The sequence below is a fragment of the Hymenobacter segetis genome (genome assembly GCF_054776495.1).
This window is the reverse complement of sequence record NZ_BAAHBV010000005.1, coordinates 33,609-52,043: the sequence shown is the minus strand read 5'-3', so window position 1 is coordinate 52,043 and position 18,435 is coordinate 33,609. Positions and strand designations below refer to the sequence as shown.

Annotated in this window: 17 protein-coding genes; 10 read left to right on the top strand and 7 right to left on the bottom strand. The window is 56.2% G+C overall.

Annotated features, from left to right (window positions below; genetic code table 11):
• Positions 1-5 precede the first annotated feature (5 nt).
• The 6 genes from ACYU70_RS21905 to ACYU70_RS21880 all read left to right on the top strand — a co-directional run bounded on the left by ACYU70_RS21905 (position 6) and on the right by ACYU70_RS21880 (position 6,619).
• Positions 6-917, top strand: a complete 912-nt coding sequence (locus ACYU70_RS21905; protein ID WP_342297218.1) for a helix-turn-helix transcriptional regulator — start codon at positions 6-8, stop codon at positions 915-917.
• A gap of 68 nt (positions 918-985) precedes the next feature.
• Positions 986-1,405 (top strand): DUF262 domain-containing protein, encoded by a 420-nt coding sequence (locus ACYU70_RS21900; RefSeq protein WP_342297216.1) that lies wholly within the window; start codon positions 986-988, stop codon positions 1,403-1,405.
• Positions 1,406-1,516: 111 nt separating this feature from the next.
• On the top strand, positions 1,517-2,683 hold the full coding sequence (locus ACYU70_RS21895; protein ID WP_342297214.1) for an HNH endonuclease family protein: 1,167 nt from the start codon (positions 1,517-1,519) through the stop codon (positions 2,681-2,683).
• A gap of 301 nt (positions 2,684-2,984) precedes the next feature.
• Entirely contained in the window at positions 2,985-3,188 is a 204-nt protein-coding gene (locus tag ACYU70_RS21890; RefSeq protein WP_342297212.1) for a hypothetical protein, read from the top strand.
• A 368-nt stretch (positions 3,189-3,556) separates the two neighbouring features.
• Positions 3,557-5,506 (top strand): ADP-ribosylglycohydrolase family protein, encoded by a 1,950-nt coding sequence (locus ACYU70_RS21885; RefSeq protein ID WP_342297211.1) that lies wholly within the window; start codon positions 3,557-3,559, stop codon positions 5,504-5,506.
• Between the two features lie 51 nt (positions 5,507-5,557).
• Complete coding sequence (locus ACYU70_RS21880) at positions 5,558-6,619, top strand: HNH endonuclease (RefSeq protein ID WP_342297210.1); 1,062 nt, start codon at positions 5,558-5,560, stop codon at positions 6,617-6,619.
• Positions 6,620-6,626: 7 nt separating this feature from the next.
• On the opposite strand, the gene ACYU70_RS21875 is transcribed toward ACYU70_RS21880, so the two are convergent.
• The 3 genes from ACYU70_RS21875 to ACYU70_RS21865 form a co-directional block, all read right to left on the bottom strand.
• The gene (locus ACYU70_RS21875) at positions 6,627-6,830 is read right to left on the bottom strand and encodes a hypothetical protein (RefSeq protein WP_342297209.1); all 204 of its coding nucleotides are present in this window, start codon (positions 6,828-6,830) and stop codon (positions 6,627-6,629) included.
• 179 nt (positions 6,831-7,009) lie between these two features.
• On the bottom strand, positions 7,010-8,314 hold the full coding sequence (locus tag ACYU70_RS21870) for a patatin-like phospholipase family protein (RefSeq protein ID WP_342297208.1): 1,305 nt from the start codon (positions 8,312-8,314) through the stop codon (positions 7,010-7,012).
• A gap of 50 nt (positions 8,315-8,364) precedes the next feature.
• Positions 8,365-9,435, bottom strand: coding sequence for a ComEC/Rec2 family competence protein (locus ACYU70_RS21865; RefSeq protein WP_342297207.1), 1,071 nt, complete (start codon positions 9,433-9,435; stop codon positions 8,365-8,367).
• A gap of 260 nt (positions 9,436-9,695) precedes the next feature.
• Here ACYU70_RS21865 and ACYU70_RS21860 point away from each other — a divergent pair, with 260 nt between their 5' ends.
• The 4 genes from ACYU70_RS21860 (at position 9,696) to ACYU70_RS21845 (ending at position 15,395) form a co-directional block, all read left to right on the top strand.
• Positions 9,696-10,790, top strand: coding sequence for a ComEC/Rec2 family competence protein (locus ACYU70_RS21860; protein WP_342297206.1), 1,095 nt, complete (start codon positions 9,696-9,698; stop codon positions 10,788-10,790).
• Positions 10,783-13,131 carry a ThiF family adenylyltransferase gene (locus tag ACYU70_RS21855; protein WP_342297204.1) on the top strand — a complete coding sequence of 783 codons (2,349 nt, stop codon included), beginning with the start codon at positions 10,783-10,785 and terminating at the stop codon, positions 13,129-13,131. The genes ACYU70_RS21860 and ACYU70_RS21855 overlap by 8 nt, the downstream gene beginning before the upstream one ends.
• Positions 13,132-13,803: 672 nt before the next feature.
• Entirely contained in the window at positions 13,804-14,118 is a 315-nt protein-coding gene (locus tag ACYU70_RS21850; RefSeq protein ID WP_342297203.1) for an antitoxin VbhA family protein, read from the top strand.
• An 89-nt stretch (positions 14,119-14,207) separates the two neighbouring features.
• Entirely contained in the window at positions 14,208-15,395 is a 1,188-nt protein-coding gene (locus ACYU70_RS21845) for a Fic/DOC family protein (protein ID WP_342297202.1), read from the top strand.
• A gap of 14 nt (positions 15,396-15,409) precedes the next feature.
• Here the strand turns inward: ACYU70_RS21845 and ACYU70_RS21840 are convergent, their stop codons facing one another.
• From ACYU70_RS21840 to traK, 4 genes are all read right to left on the bottom strand, one after another.
• Complete coding sequence (locus ACYU70_RS21840; protein WP_342297201.1) at positions 15,410-15,601, bottom strand: hypothetical protein; 192 nt, start codon at positions 15,599-15,601, stop codon at positions 15,410-15,412.
• A gap of 93 nt (positions 15,602-15,694) precedes the next feature.
• A complete protein-coding gene (gene traN, locus ACYU70_RS21835; RefSeq protein WP_342297200.1) occupies positions 15,695-16,558 on the bottom strand; it encodes a conjugative transposon protein TraN in 864 nt (287 codons plus the stop codon).
• 12 nt (positions 16,559-16,570) lie between these two features.
• Positions 16,571-17,779, bottom strand: a complete 1,209-nt coding sequence (gene traM, locus ACYU70_RS21830) for a conjugative transposon protein TraM (protein WP_342297198.1) — start codon at positions 17,777-17,779, stop codon at positions 16,571-16,573.
• A 12-nt stretch (positions 17,780-17,791) separates the two neighbouring features.
• On the bottom strand, positions 17,792-18,406 hold the full coding sequence (traK, locus tag ACYU70_RS21825) for a conjugative transposon protein TraK (protein WP_342297196.1): 615 nt from the start codon (positions 18,404-18,406) through the stop codon (positions 17,792-17,794).
• Positions 18,407-18,435 lie beyond the last annotated feature (29 nt).

Here is an 18,435-nt window from a genome sequence, read left to right as displayed (position 1 = left end):
GCTCTGTGACTACCCACGCCCATTTTCTTCGTCACTTATTAGTGGTCCTGCGCCTGCAGCACCTCAAGCGGGCGGTGCCTTTTGAGGAGTTGCGCGACTACCTGTTGGAGCAGACCTCGCTGCGGGACCTGGCCGCTAACTATTCGCAGCGCACCCTGCAGCGGGACTTGCCCCAAATTGCCGAGCGCTTTGGCGTCAACATTGGGCATGACCGGCAAGCCGGCGGCTACGTGATTGTCACCGCAGACCCGTTGCCGGAAGGCTACCAGCGGCTGCTCGATGCCTTTGAGCTGCAGGAGTTCCTGCGGCTCCCGACGGCCCTGAGCCCGTTTGTGCAGTGGGAATCCCGTCGGCCCCTGGGCACGGAATGGTTGCAACCGTTGCTACGCGCCGTGCAGCTACGCCGGCAGGTAGTGTTTCAGTACCACAAGTTTTGGGAAGAAGCGCCCACCCATCGGACCGTTTCGCCCTTGCTGCTTAAAGAATTCAAAGGCCGGTGGTACCTGCTGGCGCACGAGCCGGCCCGCCAGGGGCTGCGGTGCTTTGGGCTCGACCGCATCCGGGCCCTGGAATCAACTGCTCATTCATTTGAACCCCCTGCCGACTTTGAGCCCGATACTTACTACGCCCACAGCTTTGGCATTATCCGCCCAGACCACGAGCCCCCGGCCGAAATTGTCTTGGCGCTGGAACCTACACAGGGTCAGTATCTCAAGTCGTTTCCCCTCCACTCTTCACAACGGATACTGGTGGATACGGACGAGGAGCTACTGCTGCAGCTCACCTTGTACAATACCCACGACCTGCTGATGGAACTCCTTTCGCTTGGAGACCAGGTGCAGGTATTGGCCCCGGTGTCGCTGCGGAAGCAGATAAAACAGATTCATGCCACCGCTATGAAGGCCGTACCCTTGTAGCGGGCAGCAACCAGCCTGTAGCCTACGACCCTAAACCATCACCTTACAAACAACATAATCCCCATTACATGGAAGCATCAAGTACCATCAAGAAAATGCTGGCCGGCAACAAAATTGTCGTTCCAACTTACCAGCGCGCTTACTCCTGGGACACCGAGGCGAAAAAGGAGAATTCCACCAAACAGGTGAATGTGTTTCTGCGCGACTTAGAGCAATACAACACCAGCTCGGCAAAGACCCCTTACTACTTCGGGCACTTCCTGTTTGAAGAGATAACTAAGGAGGACTTCGCGGTGATTGACGGGCAGCAGCGGCTTACCACGCTCGTTATCTTTCTTTCCGCCCTTTTTACCCGCTTGAAAGCAATTCGGAAGTTAACTGACCCGGAAATTGAGGCCAAGGAAGACATGGTAAAGCGGAACTCGACCTACCGCTTTGAAACCGTCGATTACGACCGGCAGCTATTCAAAGACTATGTTATCAACTAGGAGCGGAAGGATAACCGCGGCCTGCAAACCACTTCTGCCAAACGCATCGTAGCCGCATTCGACTTCTTTACCAATGTCCTGGCTGAGAAAGACGAGAGCTATCTGGTGAAGATGCTGGACACCATCAGTGCGGCCACCTGCACCACCCACCCGGTGCGGGACGAATCGGAAGCGATTCAAATGTTCATCTTTCAGAACAACCGGGGAAAAAAGCCCTCGAATCTGGAGATTATCAAAGCGCAGTTCATGTTTGCCGTGCACTTGCAAGGCGGGGAAGCCAAGAATAGTCTCATCGACGAGATAAAGACGCGGTTCGAGAATATCTACAAGTCCATCTCCTCTATTGAAGGGACTATCAAGGAGGATGATGTGTTGGGGTACACCTTCCAAGTGTTTTTCAATTCCTTATCGGAAAGCAACGCGCTCGATAGAATCAATAAGAAGCTGGCGGTTGCCGACCCCGTACCCTTTGTCAAAGCCTTTACTCAAGCCTTGGACACGAGTTTTCGGCACCTGACGACCTTCTTTAGACACGATGAGCCCGAGCACCATGCGATTCATTCACTGGTAGCCCTTGGCGGATATAGCCTGGCCATCCCCTTCATCATCAAAGCCTACACGTTCAGATTGCCCATTGAGAGCATCTGCCAATTGTGCACCTCGTTGGAATCCGTGGTGCTCCGGAGCCGGGTAATTGGTACGCGGGCCGATTTAACTTCTCGTCTGAATGATGTGTATTCGGACTTCACGGAGGATACCCCCAGCATCGAACCGATTGTCAAGCGGGTCAATTATTTGAAAACGACCACTGAGTGGTGGTACGCCTATTGGAATAGAGTGGAACTGGACAAGGCCCTGCAAGGCTGGCTGCACCCGGCCACTGCCCGGTTCCTGTTGTGGAAGTACGAAAATCACTTGCTGGGCAAGGGCAAAAGCGGGTATGCCCTTTCCCGCTTCGATGCCGTTACCCGCCCGGAACTGGAGCACATTGCGCCCCAGACGCCAACCAAAGGGGAACCAGTAGCCGCGGGGTACCCGGCATACGACGAGGAATTCAGAAACCAGTATATCGACTGCTTGGGCAACTACCTGCTGTTATCCAAGTCCCATAACTGCTCGGTTGGGAACAGTCCGTTTCTGGACAAGCGGGCTTCCTACACGCACACGGCGCAGCAACGGGAGATTCAGGACCTTAGCGCGGAATCCAACGTGTGGAGTAAAGAAATGATTACTGCCCGTAAAGCAAGCATCATTGAATTCATTACTGAGAATCTGTAATAGCAGGTAGCTGAGCCACTAGCGATAATGCAGACAGGAGAAGCAAAGAAGCCCAACCATAGTAAGGTTGGGCTTCTTTGTTTGGTAGTGCTAAGCCACACTAATCGATACCTGTTATCTGACGAACAAGACTGAAGCCTTTGGTGCCCGTTAGGTATCATAAGGAAGAGTTATGATACCTAAAGTGCTGATTTTGCTTGACCAGCATAAGTAGCGTTAGTGTCCTGCTCGCAACGTAGATTGCGCTCCTTACTGACCACTGCTTTTTTCATCACGTGCCCCTTACCACGCCTTCTTATATATGTGTCTGAACCCTGACTCGGATGAAAAGTCGGCTGTTCCTCCCGGATTAAATTACAACATCTCCGATAAGGAACTTGACCGCGACATCATCAACCTGCATCTGCCCGAGCCGGATAACTACATCGCCACCGACGAGGAGTTGCGGGCCTTGTACTTGCCGGGCGAGTACGACCGCATGATGGAGGAATTTAAAAACCTGTAGGGCTAACTTGCCGGCCTTGCTTCGCCGGCTCCTGTTTATGGACTCAACCGCATATAAGGAAAGCCTGCAGCAGGCAGCATCTGCCTTGTTCAACATTCGCGAGCGACTTTTCAATGCCGTCTTCTAGGTCGCCATCACCGGGGAACTGAAAGAGTGGTCTGACACCATTACCGTTGGGGAGCAGGTCACTTTTTCCAAAGAGATGTTCGAGGGATGTGAAGATGCTAACGTGCAGTTGCTGACGCAACTTCTGAATAACGTCGAGCAGACCTGCGATTCATTGCTGAATCTGAACAATATCGAGTTGGAAGGCGAATAGCGCATGCGGGCGCATTCGTTAACTGTATTAAAAACTGTATGCTGTAAATATGGTCCACCTTTCCCCAGTTAATACCCTCTATTTTTCCGAACTGCTGCCTGCGGCGGCTCCACGGCTTTGGCAGCAGCTGACACCGGTACTGGAGGAACACGCAATTCCTTATCAGTTGCTGACCCAGACCAAAGACATCTGGGCTGTCGACTATATGCCGGTGCAGGTGAGCCGGACGGAATTTGTGCAGTTTCGCTACGACCCGTCCTATCTGAAATTTAAGAAGTACGCTAATAAGCGCACTGATGCCACCCCGGTATTGGCCGCATTGCCTCTGCCGGGTGCCACACTGAATCCACTGCGTCTTGACGGAGGCAACGTGGTGCGGGTAGGACAGAAGGTTATTGTTACCGACCGGGTCTTTTCTGAAAACCCCGGTGTGCCGCCCGCCCGGGTGCGAGAGCAGCTCAGTGAGGCCTTGCGGGGAGAGTTGATTATTATTCCGGCCGACCCGCACGATTTCACCGGGCATGCCGACGGCATGGTGCAATACTTGGACGAGCGAACCGTGCTCATCAACGACTATCGGGGCAAGGAAGCCCAGCTAGGGCAGCAGCTGGCCAGTGTGCTGAGTAATGCCGGCCTGACCTGTATCCCGTTTCCCTACTTTCCCCAGGCAGGCAGCTATTCATCGGCGGTGGGTGCCTACATCAATTTTGTGCGGGTAGGGCCGCTGGTGCTGCTGCCCGTCTTTGACCTGCCTTCGGACGAAGCGGCGGTGTACCAGACCGAGCGGTTGTTCCCTGGATGCCGGGTGGTTCCGTTGAATGTGGCAGAGCTGGCTAAGGACGGTGGGCTGCTGCATTGCGTGACGTGGGCCATTGACCAGCCCGGTGCGCATGCGTTGCCGCAGGAGCTGCCCGAGCCAAGCGCCCATTCTTATTATGGCCGGAAGCAATTCCAGAAGTGGGGCGATACCACACAGCCGGGCCGGCCGCTGGACCTGCGGGACCGTTACCGCGGCAGCCTATTAGGTGCTACATATGGGGACGCCCTGGCGGCGCAGGCTGCTCCTACGGGAATTCCCGCGCAGGCCACGGCTGTCACACAGCTGATGCTGTTCACGGCGGAAGGCCTGCTGCGGGCAGAGCACCGCAGCGTACAGAAAGGCATTGGCGGGGCCGAGCCGCAGATTGTCTGGGAAAGCTGGCTGCGCTGGCTTGGCACGCAAGGCGCTACCCCTCCCGGAGGGTACAATCCGGAAAAGGTGACTTCGGGCTGGCTCAGCCGGCAGGTGCCCCTGAAGCATTCCCGTAAGCCGGCCCCTACTACCTGGAAGGCCTTGACGACTTCCCGGTATTATCCCCCGGAAGCCGTGCCTAATATGAGCATGGGCGCGGACCCGCTCGTGAGGGTGGTGCCGTTTGGCCTCTTCCATTTTCACTCCACAGCGTACGCCATGGAGCAGGCAGCCAAAGTAACCGCCTACACACACGGGCATCCCGTGGCCCAGGCGGCAGCCGGCTGGGCATCGGCGACCGTGGCACAGCTGGTGCACGGGGCCTCGTTGGAAGAAGCAGCCCGGGTGGCGTACCACCTGCTCCCGCCTGCCACCGCAGGCGGTGACCTGTGCCGGTATGCGGTGGACATGGCACTGCAGCTGCACGGGAAGCCGACACATTTGCTCGCGGCGGACTTTCGGCAGTTTATGGCGGGACGCACTGCGCCGGCAGCCCTGATGGGCGCACTCTACCACGCGCTGCAGTTCCGGGACAAGCCCGAAACTGCCCTGACGGAAGCCGCTCAGGTGGGTGGGCGTTCCATGGCTGCGCTAACGGGTGCCTTGCTAGGCGCGCACCTGGGCGAATCGGCCTGGCCGGGCGGGTGGAGCAGCCGGCACGACCTGGCCGGGCTGACCCTGGCCATGGCCGATGACCTGTTTACCCGCGTGAAAGGCGACAGCTTTACCCTGGACGAGGAGTGGTGGGCGCGGTACCCGGGGTTTTAACCACGTTCTTAAAGTCCGCTTTTAAAGCACAGTACTCACTTTTTTGCAGAGATGGAACATATTAAAAATTACGGCATTCTCGCTTCGATTGCCTGGAACAGCAACGACTGGACCGCTGACCCGACCGACGCGGACCTGAAAAAGTCGAAGTACGATTTTGTCAAGGATAACCAACACACCCACGAAAGCATCAACTTTGGGCACGAACTGTATCCCGCTGAAGCGGATGGCAACTTTATCGGCTACACGCCGATGCTGCGCCGGTTACCGGACGTGGAAAAGGCAAAGAATGTGTGTGCGGTATTCTTTTTAAGCTCCGACTACCAGAACCAGAACCGCAAATGCATTGTGGGCATCTACGGCTTTCCGGAAATCGGTTGGTTTGAGCGGACAGCTGAGCACCCGATTTTCGAGAAGTACGATGCCGGCAACGTACGCTCTCATCTTGATGATATCATCTATTTCAAGAACCCGGTGGTACTCGATAACGAACGCGTCGTCCGGGAGAAGCTACTGCCTGAGGGCAAGCTGATATCCCAGCAAGGGTTTAATTACCTGGATTCGGACAACGTCTTCAACGTCCTGCTGCTGGCTGCCCGGCTAAACCCGGACAACACCAAGCTAACCAACCTGCTGAAGAAATTTCCGAATGACCTGAGCTACATCAACGAGGTGATTGATGCAGAAGATTTTCGCGGATTCCTGGGTAACCAGGATGCGGACAGCTTGGAATCGCTTGCCTGCCTGGAGAAAAAAATGCAGCAGCTGCGCCCGCAGCTAAAAGAACGGGTTTCGTCCTTTATCGAACGGGGCGCCATTGCCAGCAAGGTCAAAGTGCTGACCAAGCACAAATGCCTGGTTTGTGAAGCCATGGGACTGAGCCCCGTCGGGTTTCGCAAGCCGGACGGCACCCCTTACGTCGAAACGCACCACGTCGAGCCGGTTTCACAGCTATCAGTGGGGGCCCTCGGCTTGGCAAATCTGATTACCATCTGCGCTAACCACCACCGGCAGATACATTACGGCAACACCAAACTGACCCAGCAAACCACGACGCATTTCACCTTCATACTGGACGGGCAGAAAGTGGTCATTCAAAAAGTAGCGCTGTAAACCAATCTCAGGCGGATTGCTCATTCAGGTAATCCTGCCAGATTTCCTTCCACTCGCTCAAGTGGGCCTGCGCGGATTCATAGCTTGGGAAGTCGTAGGCAATGACATCGGCCAGGTATTCCATCTCCCACTGCTTCGTGCCCGGGTGCAGCATATACACCGGCCGGGTCTTGTATTCCACCAGCAGTTGCCGCGTGTCGTTGCCGTCCATGAGAAACGGCGACAGCTTGAAGCACTTGATTTGGGCCGGAGAATTAGCAGCCAGACCTGATAAGAAGCGAAAAACTGGCCGGTGCAAACCGAAGATATCCCGAACATTTAGCTTGAAAAGGCATGTTTGCATTTTAAGCAGGAGGTCAGAAATTTTAATCTTCGTCAAGGTGCGCTGATTTATAGAACCAAAGGCCAGTATAGCCTGACTTGCACTTCGGTTAAGTTTTCTGCGTGGCGGTTAAGTAAAGCAAGCTGGATAGATGATAACGGAGTAAGGTTAGTACCTATACCGCAGACTACCTGCCACTCTTCAGTAGTAAGGTCGCGGGCTGCAAGTGATGGGTAGTCTAGCTGTTTCTCCAGATATTCTGTCAGCGCAATGCGATGTTCTCTCGGATTGGCTACCCATTCAGGGCGTAATTGTCTGGCCGCTACAACTGACGGCGGAATATTGCCCTGAGCCAGGTTACTGATAAATCCCGGAATGCTGTTTTCCAGCTTCCAGCCAAGCGATAAATAGGCAACACATTTGCTGTCGTCTGTTGCCCGCTGAAACAGATGCGTCATCATCTGCGAATTCTTGATACGGTTCATAAATAAATCTACCGTGCGGAGCAGCAGCGCTATCGTATTTGGGTAGGGACGGCTGCCTAATGGTCCCAGGCCAGCCCCGGCATCCGATACGATGATGGTGTTGCACTCGTAGCGGCTGGTCGCCTGCGTGAGCTTCTGCAGGCCCTGATTATCATACACTCCGCCATCAATAAGCTGCGGCTGGGCATGGATGGTATCAGTCGGGTCCCGAAAGTATTTCGGGTCAATGGTGATGGGCGTAAAAGCAAACGGCACACAGGAGGAGGCGGTTACTGCCCGGGCTATTGGAAAATCGGCACCATTAAAATGCACCGGATGAGGGGCATAGGTGTAGGTGGAGTCGGCCATGGAATCCCGCGAAAACGTAAAGGGCCGACCTGTTTGCAGATTCGAGCTGCCAATCGCCAGCACAGGCTTTTCAGGCAACTGCTGCAGCGTTCGTCCCTGGTAGAAAAAAGTATCGTAGGCCTTCTCTATTTCCTGGCTGACGGGAAGCAGCCGAAATTGAAACCGGAGCACAAAATAAAACAAGCCAGCCAGCGGAAGCAGGGCAAGCGGGGCCCAGCGGGTAAACAGCAGGAAACCGCTCAAGGCGAGAAAAGCCAGTACCAGCAGTACAGACCGCACGAATGACCAAGAGCGTAGCGCATAGCTGATAACGTTACAATGGAGTAACGCCGCTGTCATACCATCATGGAATTCCTCGAAACTTCCCTCGTGCAGGCAGTAGGCCGCCCCGGTAATGGAGCCTCCGGAAATGGTTGAGATAACTTCGATGCGGGAAAGCAGCTCCAGTTCGTGCAGTTTTTTAAGCGTGCCTAAGTGAAAAGCGGCGGCCCGGTAGCCACCACCGGACAGAGCTAAACCGAAGCGGCGAACGAATGTCATACTAAATCTGTGCTGAAAATACTGGTAAATAACCGATTAGCTGGTATTGGTTAAGACATCTGGCCCAGTGCCTCTTGTCGGGCGGCGTTGGTGCACGGAGTAAAGGCCAGTCTGTTCGTGATAAACCTCTGGCAAGAGCCACGGGGTAAGTCACCGGTGGAGTAAATGGCGCAGCCGGGGACTGTCTGCTCAAGGCACCGTAGTAAATCCGGCCCCGGATGCATGCCGTCATTGGGGGCTGCTACCCAGAACCTGTCAGCTCCGAACTTCTGCATCCGCGCAGCATTCAGATTGTAGCGACTGCCGTGATGAGGCAATTGTACTAAGTGGTAGTGGCTGAGTTGATGACTCCCCTTTTCTATAGCGGCAAACGAGGGCTCACTGGCATCGGCAGTGAATAAGCATCTATCTCCCTGCGCTGTTATCAGTTCTATTACCACACTGGCTTTGTTATCGTGCGAAGGGTCTTGGCGATTGGCAATAGCGCGGCAAGGGTCAATAATGGCTTCCGCCTCAGCAAGTTGTTGACTTGGAAGGAGGTTCCAAGATAACTGCCGCCCGGCTTGTTGCATCATTTGCTGAAAGAATGCTGGGCTTGGTCCCAAAATGCGTAAGTGGTCCTGATGAGGCTTCGGAAGTAGTGTGGTACCAGCAAAAGCGTTCCGGTGTGCAATGCCAAGATGTTGCAACTGCTTTTCGAGGCTGCTGGCTTGCTTTAATGACTCGGCCAGAAACTGTGCCCGTCCCTGGAGGCGGAATTCTGCGAAGAAGAGGAGACGAGTCTTCTGCTGTACTTCCCGTAGTAGCAGGCGGCTCCCCCAGGGACCAACCGGGTTGTTGAAGTAAACAGCCTCTACCTTGTTGCCTTGCTGGTGAAGCTGCGTTAGCAGTTGTTCCATTCCACCCAAATGGTCGCTATGCATGTGCGTGTTGACAGCAATCAGGTAGGGTGATGGCCCGAGGGCGTCTTTTATACAGGCGTTAAAATGGTCAAGGACCAATCCGGCATCTGCCTTCTTTCCAGCATCTAAAAAGACTACGTAATCCCGCGTACTGTCACGGGCCCAGATAATACTGGCATCGGCCTTATCTAGGCTCAGGATATCAATGACAAAATGCATAAAAAAAGCTGGGGTTCTCAATTCTGTGGCGGCTGACCAACCGGAAACAGGTTAAGCCAAGCGGTCAGGCAACTCATATGCTTGCGCTGGATACCAGCCGGCGAAGCTAGACGATTTACCGCACCACACCGCATTATCCCAATACAGGCCTTAGCCAGGCTGCTGTATTTTTTAGCAAAAAAAGCTAAAATTTATGGCAAAGCCATTGTCTCCGCGCAACTTGAACGTTACTTTGCCTGACTGTTTATTTTATTTCGCTCATGCCTTCCAAAGCCAAAGAAGTTATCGTGCCGCCAGTGGGCGTGTTCCGGGTAGTTTTTCTCTATGTAGGGCAGGGCGACGCGGCCATTCTGGCTGTGCCGGACGGGCCGGCATTTCGCTACGTGCTGCTGGACAATAATATCGACCGTAGCGCCGGGGGCATCAATACGGAAAAGCTGCTCAAAGACCTGCTTGATGACGGCCTCGACGTGTTTATAAATACGCACCCGCACCGCGACCACACTGAGGGTATTGAAGTCATTCACGAGGCCACGCCCATCAAGGAAGTCTGGCACTCGGGGCATAAGCCTGGCAAAGACAGTGATGGTGCTTATCAGGAAATGCGCCGGGTAATCAAGGATATCGGCCCGGCCAATGAGTACAAGCTTTTTGGCAGTAACTCGACTAACAAGATTCGCAAGTCTGATGGTATTACTACCGTGACTAAAATGCTGGGGGATATTACCTATCAGGTGTTATCGCCCGCCGAATACCTTTGCGATGACATTGCTGAAGGCGAGGACAAGGAACGTGACCGTCGCATTCACGAGCACTGCGCCGTTATCCGGTTTTCCTATGGAAACCCGGCCCGACATATTCTTGTAACGGGCGATGCTGACCGCGTGGCTTGGGAAGACCACATTATGCCCTACCATCAGACGATGGTTAAGGCCGATGTGCTGAGCGCAGTGCACCACGGCTCGCGTACGTTCTTCAAGTTTCACGGCGACGACGAGGACGTGTATGAAACCCATATCGAAACCATTGCACCGGAGTATGTGATAGTCAGCGCTCCCACACAGGATGAGAGCCGTCACAGCCACCCGCATGATGATGCCATGGACTTGTACAAGGAGCATGTCAGCGACCCGGCTAATGTGCTGCATTCCGGCAAAAACCGGGAGTCATTTATTGTAGACATACACCCGGATGGCAACTGGACGGTAACTCCGGACCAGGAACTGGTAGAGGCCTACGGGTACGACAACGACGGCGGGGATGGCGGCAAAGCCAGCGGGCGCAGCGCGTCGGTCAGTTCCTCGCGTCCGGGCACCCGTCTGGATAAGCAACCTATGGGCGCTGCGCATGAGTAAGTGGTTTGAGCGCCATCCGGACATCCTGTACGCAGAGGCTGACCAGCTGGCCTCTACCAGTAGCTATGAGCAGCAACACCACGAACTGGGTAACCTTTTTGTTTCGGCCGGTAATATTCTCGTCCGGGCAAACGGCCGCGTCGAGCGCTTTCCCGTGGCCATTGTGTACGCCGAAGCTACACCTTACGACCTGCCCAAGGTGTTTTTACTCGACCAGCCGCTGACAGAAAGCGACGTAAAAATTCTGGCCAGACTGACCTGTGATGCCGTTGCCCAAGTGCTTCAGCAGAAAGCCAGATTTTATTTTAAGCGCCACCAGAATCCGGACGGCAGCCTTTGCTTACTGGAACAGGATAATCTGGACCGCCACGGAGCGGAGTTCTACGATGCCCGCAGCATTATCCGCAGGGTTCAGCAGTGGCTGACGGCACAGTTGCTGGGCCGGCCCATGCCGGAGAGCCAAGAAGTAGAACTGTACGCGCATTATCCCCACCGGCTGCCTGTGCACATACTCCTGACGGCGGCCTTTTATATAGCCGGGGCGAGCCGGGGCCATTTCTATCTGTTGCCAGTACCCCTGTATACTGCGCAACAAGACCACCAACTATACATTGGTGCGGGTCTCGTATCCGACTCCGCTCCGACTGACGAAACAATAAACTGGCCGCACATGCCGGAAGGCCTGCGCACTCCGCAACAGTTAACGCGGCAGCCCGGTAAGCTCAGGCAGGCGCTTAAAGACAATAAGCTGGTGGAAGGCTACTGGTGGTCACTGCCTGGCGAGCCGCCCGTTTTTGCCGATGGGGTAGTCCTGCTGCAATATCTGACTGATAATCTTCCCGAGGGTGGGCAACCTGCCGAATTGTTATGGAAACCGCTTAAAGACCGGCGCGATTACATCTTCGTGGGTTTGTGCTTTCCTAACCGGCACGCGCAGCCGGAGTGGCTGCTGCTGACTCTGGAAAGAACGGGCAACCAGTTTAAGGCTGACTATGCCCGGCGCAACGTGCCTGAACTGCTCCGGAACTACCGCCTAGCGTCATGCTACAGTGAGGCGTTTCGCGACCAGGATTACCACCTGCGCAATAGTGGCCGGGTATCTTATGAAGCGGTGCGCGGGCAGGCCGTGACCGTTGTGGGCTGCGGAGCACTGGGCAGTGAGATTGCTGACTCGCTTGGTAAGGCTGGGGTGGGGCACCTGAAGCTGGTGGATAACCAGACGCAGTATCCGCACAACAGCATCCGGCACCTGGCAGGCCTGCACTTGGCCACCCTGCCCAAAGCGGTGGCCGTAGCACAGGTCGTTGCCGACCATAATCCCTTTGTCAAACTCGATGTTGCAGTAGAGGATATACTACGCGGAGAGTTTGCGCACTATATGCTGCCGGCCGGTATTGGTATCTGTTCTATCGCTGAGGACAATACGGAAGCTTACCTGAATGAGCAGGCAATCGCGCACCAGCGCACGATGTTCTACGCCCGTGCACTGCGTGGTGGCAAGGCCGCCCGTATTTTCCGGATTATCCCTGGTGTAGACGCATGTTTTCACTGCCTGACGTTGTATCGCCGGGAACAGCATGAAGACTTTGTGGATGTGCCCGAAGACACCGCGCTGCCCACCCTGCGTAATGAGTGCAACAACCCCATCCGACCGGCCAGCGCGGCCGACCTCAAGCTGATTTCGGCCCTTACCAGCCGTTTATTGCTCGATTATCTGCAAAGCCTTACTCCCACTGCCCCAAACCACTGGGTCTGGGCTACCGAGCCGATTTCGGGCTTGCCCGAGCAAGCGGGGGTACCATTCAGTCTGCACACGCGCAGTCTGCTGCCGCACCCGGACTGTCCCTATTGCCAAGCTCTGCACAGAATGCGTGTGCTAATAGAGCCCGCCGCGCTGGACTTCATGCGGCAACTAACACTGGCTACCCCCGGCGTTGAGACCGGCGGTATTCTGATAGGGAAGATTAGTGCGGGCCTCGTGCATGTCCAGTACGCGTCGCCTCCCGGACCCGGGGCCGTGCGGACGCCTATGCGCTTCGAACGGGATGTTGAGTCTTGTCAGCAGTTTTTGAACGGTTATGCCGCCCAGGGACTGCTATACCTGGGGGAGTGGCACAGTCACCCTGATGAAAATAACAACCCCAGCACCACAGATTTGACTAGTCTGGCCCGGATTGCGCAACAGCCCCAGTACCTGACTACGAAGCCCATCATGCTCATCTTCACTCGTTCCGGTCAGGTAGCCTGTACAGTGCATCCGGTCAGTGCCACTTACTATTTATGCACGTTGGAAACGCTTGCTACAACCGTAGAAAATACAAACCAACCACCTGTGGATTAGCTGTTAGCCCGCAGCCACGTTGCCCGATTGGCAATTTTCTGTCTCCTTACTGCTGTGACTTTAATCGACTGAGTTAGTAATCTTAGGCTAATCCTCAAGTCAAGACCTCCCGTTTCTGGCTCGCCTCATTGAGGACTACGGCATGAGCGTGGAGCCGTTGATGGAACACCTGCAGATGACGTATTGCACCATCAGGCAGCGCGAACCCCTCTCGTCCGGCTTTCCGCTGGCTGGGGATATCCGCGTCGCCGACGTGCAGGCAAGCCCAGCAAGCCAAATCTGAGCTGACTCGATTTTGTGGTAATTTTGGTTGCAAAAACGGCCGCTAAATCGCGCAAAATAGGATGGACATCAGCCCGAATTTTGGTCCTAAAGAGGCCAACTAAGAGCAGCGCCAAGCTCTATCGGACCGTGCTGACGCATTGAATGCAATCCAGAGCCGCAATTAAGCCCCATTGCCGAGCATTTGACCTAGCGCTACATCAAAGGCGAATTGAGTTTGGTCGCAGTACACACACAGCTGGAAGCCTACTATCCGGTAAGTCAAGGTAATTAAGTCGGCTGTCTTATTGTTGGGGGAGACACACATTTTCCACGCTTGCTCTGGCTGACAAACGGCGCTGATTAACCGCTCAGGACCGCCCTTATCGCCGATTTTACGTATCTTGTATTATGGAAAAGACTCCGTATTTCTCCGAAAACGAACGCACTGAGCAGCAGCGCCGCGACGTGGTTAAGTTTGCGGTGGGCGTATCGCTGAGCCAGAGCCAGCCGCCCTCAGCGCAGCTGGTCGAACTGCAAAACCGCTATATAGCCGGGCAGATTGACTTGGAGCAACTGGCCGCCGTACTCGATGCCGAATACGGACCCGCGCCTAGCCCGGACCCGCACGCTAAGTATGCGCCGGGCGAAGGCCCGCTCGTGGAGCCCGCTCAATCTTACGAACCCTATCTGCAATTCGAAGAGCGCATTGTGAGCTTGGCTTAGTAAGCTGGCACTCCAGCATCTTGTATCATCCGCGAAGCCCGGCCCGGTGCCGGACTTTCTGCTAGGCTTGCCCTGGTACTTCCCGCCCTATGGCTGACCTCTTTGCCAACCCCGCCGATGGGTTGCTTTACAATAATGTGCGCGCCACCAGCGAGGTGCAGCTCGACCGCTTCGAAGCCGACCTGTCCATCAAGCGCCTGATGCTCGTTCGGGCGCAGGTAGGGCTAACTACCCCCCGGCCGGCCAACGTGCCCATCGTGGGCCCGGCTTACCCCATTCCTCCTACCCCACTGCGGTTTGACGAGCAGTACCTGCGCGCTATGCACCGGTACCTGTTTCAGGACGTGTACCCGTGGGCTGGCGAAACCCGCCAAGACCGGTCGTTCCAGGGCTACAAGCCTGCCCCCAATGTGCAGGCCGACCACCTGATGACCTATGCTAACCACCGCCGCATCGGTCCGGATGTGGCGGCGCTGGCGGCGCAGCTGGCTGCCGAAAACAACCTGAAGGGCCTGACCAAACCGCAATTCGTGGAGCGGGCGGCATACTACCTCGACCACTTCAATCACGTCCACCCCTTCCGGGAAGGGAACGGCCGCACTATGCAGGCCGTGCTGATGCAGCTAGGGCACCAAGCGGGCTACCGGATAAGCTTTGAGAAAGTCTACAAGGATTTCAATCTAGCGCGGGATACCGGCGTAGTGGGCGTTTCCGCCAATCACCACGAGAACCAGACCCGCCTGCGCTACCTGCTCGACGCGGCCACTACGCCACTGCCCGGCGCTGCCGGCTTGCTGGCCCGTTTGCCCAGCCAGGCACAGCCCTTGGCGGCAACCACGCTGGAAGTAGCCCGCATCGAGGCGCTTCGCGAATTGAAAGCCAGCAGCCAATGGGTAGGAATTCGCCACGCGGAAGAAACTGGAACTTCATTGAAAGCTCCCAACGGGGCAGCGCTTACCTCGCCGGTAATGAACTACGTGCAGGCCGCTATCATGGCCCGGCCGGAGGCGCTGACCGAGCAGGCCACGCTGGATGAACTGAAGAGTGCCTACCTCGTCATTGCCCGCTCGGACCAGCCCCATTTTTCGGACAAATCTGTGCTGCAGCGCTTTACCCAGGCCACCCAGCAGGCCGTTAAACTTCATCAGTCACTTCCGGTGGCTCAGCAGCAAAGAGTACCATTAACACAGCCCAAAGAGGCAGTTGTGCCGCCTGTTACAGCAACTTCCACGAAGCAAAAAGCCCCCGCGCCGAAGCGTCGAGGGCCGAAATTGTAGTTGCCGAAAGCAGTTTAGAACGGTTTGAACCGCTCGTAAGGGTTGTACGGATTGCGGTTGGGTGGCGTGACCTTGCTGGAAAGCCCCCAGAACTTACTCAAGCCAAAAAGCACCAAGCCCCAGGTAGCAGCAGTGCTGCCCCAACTGGGAGACCAGGACGAATAAAGAAAGGCGATAATCGCCGCGAAAATCAGGAAGCTACGCATACCAACACGGGTTAAATCTTCACGCTAACTAGGTAGGAAACGCTACGAGAAGTGCTTTCGTTGCTTTAGCCGCGCCGCTAAGACCGGCGGCCGCTAGTTAAACGTTCGGGCTTTGAGCAAGTCGGCGTTAGTGAGCTTGAGCTTGACGTTGCGCCCGCCGCCCTTCTCATACACCTCGATGATAAGCTGCTTTTGCTCAGGGATGGTGAATTTCTTAAAGATGTAGACCTGCTGGAGTTGGCCTTTGGCGTCAATCTTTTTCAGGCCCCCATTGAAGACGTAGATGGGCGTGATTTCTAAAGCCTGCTCGGCCGTGCGCTTGGCTACCTGTTTATCCTGGATGTAGAATTTGACGAAGTCCACATCGTAAGTTACATTCGATTTGTTGGCAACGTGCAGCGGAAAAAACAGGGTTTCCTGCTTGTAGCCCACGTTGCCGGCGCGCACGCTGAGTTGGTTGGCACTCTCGCTGGCCGAGGTGCCGCCCGCCGCCAGCGCCTGCCGGGAGTAGGCATCCAGGTTGCCCTGCGGGATGGGCGAGTTTGATAAAATGGCTTCGCCCTGTGCCGACGAGGCCGACCCGGCAGCACCGAGGTCGAGGCTGAGCACCTTGGGGTCATGCTGGTAGTTCACCACGAAGGAGTATAGCTTTCCATCCGAGGTGAGCACCGTCATGTTCGACTCTGGAAAGCCCGCCGAAGCTGCTTTCACCCGCACGATGTTTTCCGCGCCGGTAGCCTTCGCCGCAATCAGGCCCGAGCTGCCCAGGTCGACGTAGGTGACCGGGAAAGGAAATACCAAGTGGGTGGTTTTCTGGTCGCTGATGTAGAGTGGGTAGGTCGGCAGCTTGTTGGCTTCCGAGTATTGCAGCATCCGGGCGGCTGAAGTCTGGGCCCGCGCCGGAGCAGCCGCTAAGCCGAGTAAAAGGGCGCTGGTAGCAAATAGGGTGGTTTTCATGGAAGAGGGTCGTTAGTCTTTGTCTACTTTGAGCATCACGTTGTAGCCAGCCTTGAGGCGCACTTTGACTAGGCGAATTTTCTTCTGGCCAATGCCTTTCACGGCACTCACCGCCACGCCAGCTGCGGCCATGGCAGGGTCAGCACTCATCGTCATCATGTCGGCCGCGCCTAGCCCTTCTGCACCGGCTTGCTTGGCAGCATCGCGCGTGATAGCCCCGGGAATGTGCAGGCCTTCCAGGCCGTCCACGTCGTACACTTCCAGCGCCGCCGGAAACACGCTGTTGCCCGATTTCAGCGTTTCGATGGCAATGCTGAGCCGCTCGCCAGCCAGGCTGCACTTGCCGTAGATGAAGGTGTTGGCCGGCAGCGAGTGGCCGTTGATAACGGCCGACTCGGTGAGGCGCATCTTCACCAGTGAGCCGCTGACCACTTCCTGCGATTCGTGGATGACGGCCGGCAGAGTATTGCCGTCGCCACCCGTGCCGGTTTCAGCATCAAATCCCTGAAAAGAGGCCGTGCGCTTGCGCCCCGGCCCATTGGAGCCCAGACGCGATACCACGGCGTCATCATCGATGGCACGCAACCGGGTGGTGGGTTTCTTCTTTTTCGGTAGGGCTGCAACCGCGCGCGGGGCCGCTCCTCCCCCACCGGCACTGTTGGATTGAGCTAGCAACGCCGCCATTTGCAGCTGCGCCTTTTGCTCGGCTAGGTCGCGTTCGTGCTGGCTGCGCATCAACTCCATCTGCTCCTGCGGGGTGAGGGCACCAGGGGCTGTTGTGGTGGGTGCTACCGTGCCAAGCGCTACGCCGCCGTTCATTTGGGCCTGCTGCGCGGCAATGAGCTGCTGCTGGGCCTCGACCACTGACTTGTCGACGGAGCCGTTGGGGCCCGCTTTGCCATCGGCCCCCACCGCGTAGGAAAGGCCCGAGCCCGAAGTCGTATCGAGGCGGGCATCGACTAGGCCCCGGTTGCGCAGGGTGTCGACCGGGCTGGCGTAGGCTTCGAGCTTGCTGCTGGTGATGGTGCCCTTCTCGGCCTTGGGTAGATTGGTATTGAAGCCGGTTTCGGTATTCTGCGCTGCTGCCGGTGTGCCCTGGCCGCCCCCGCCTAGGTAGAACATGACGGCCAGAAAGGGTACTCCCACCATTGGTAAGAAGGTGGCCATCTTGCGGGTGCGAAGAAATTGCGCGTCGTGCGGCGCGTTGGTTGCCGTTGCCATAACTGGGGAGGATTAACGGGGGAGCGTATTCAGGTCTTCATTCTTGAGCACCCGCCAGTTCTCCATCAGGAAGCCGTGGGGGTTGTTCTCCGAGCGGGTCACGTCGCGCAGAGAGCACTCGGAAAGGAAGTTGCGGTTCGTAACCGAGGTAGCCCGAATGACGCGCTGGTGCCCGTAGCACCGCGCCACCATCGGGCGCGAGTTTGTCACCACCACACTGTCTACCGTCATTTCCAGGCTGATGTTGGCGGCAATCAGGTCGTTGTAGAAGCCCTTTTCCTTGAAGTTCTCATACTGCCGCTTGGCCGAGTTATCAGCCAGGTACAACGCCTTATTGACGTTGCTGTCAATGGCTTTCTGGTCGGGGTCGAGGGTGAAGAACAGCTCGTGAAAGCGCGTAACGTGGCTGCGGGCCTCCACCGGCCGGTTGGCCCGCGCATCCCGCGCCCCGGCCGTGAGTAGTTGCCCGCCTTCCAGCACGTAGATGCGATTGGCCGCGGCATTGGTCGTTTGGAAGGCGAAGTAGGCGATGGTGCCGGCCAATACCAGCACGGCCACAATGAAAAGCAGCGCCAGAGTTTTTACCTGCTGAAAAGCCGAATCAATGGTTTTAAGGGAAGCAAACATGGGAAAAGGAAATAGTGGGAAATCACCGC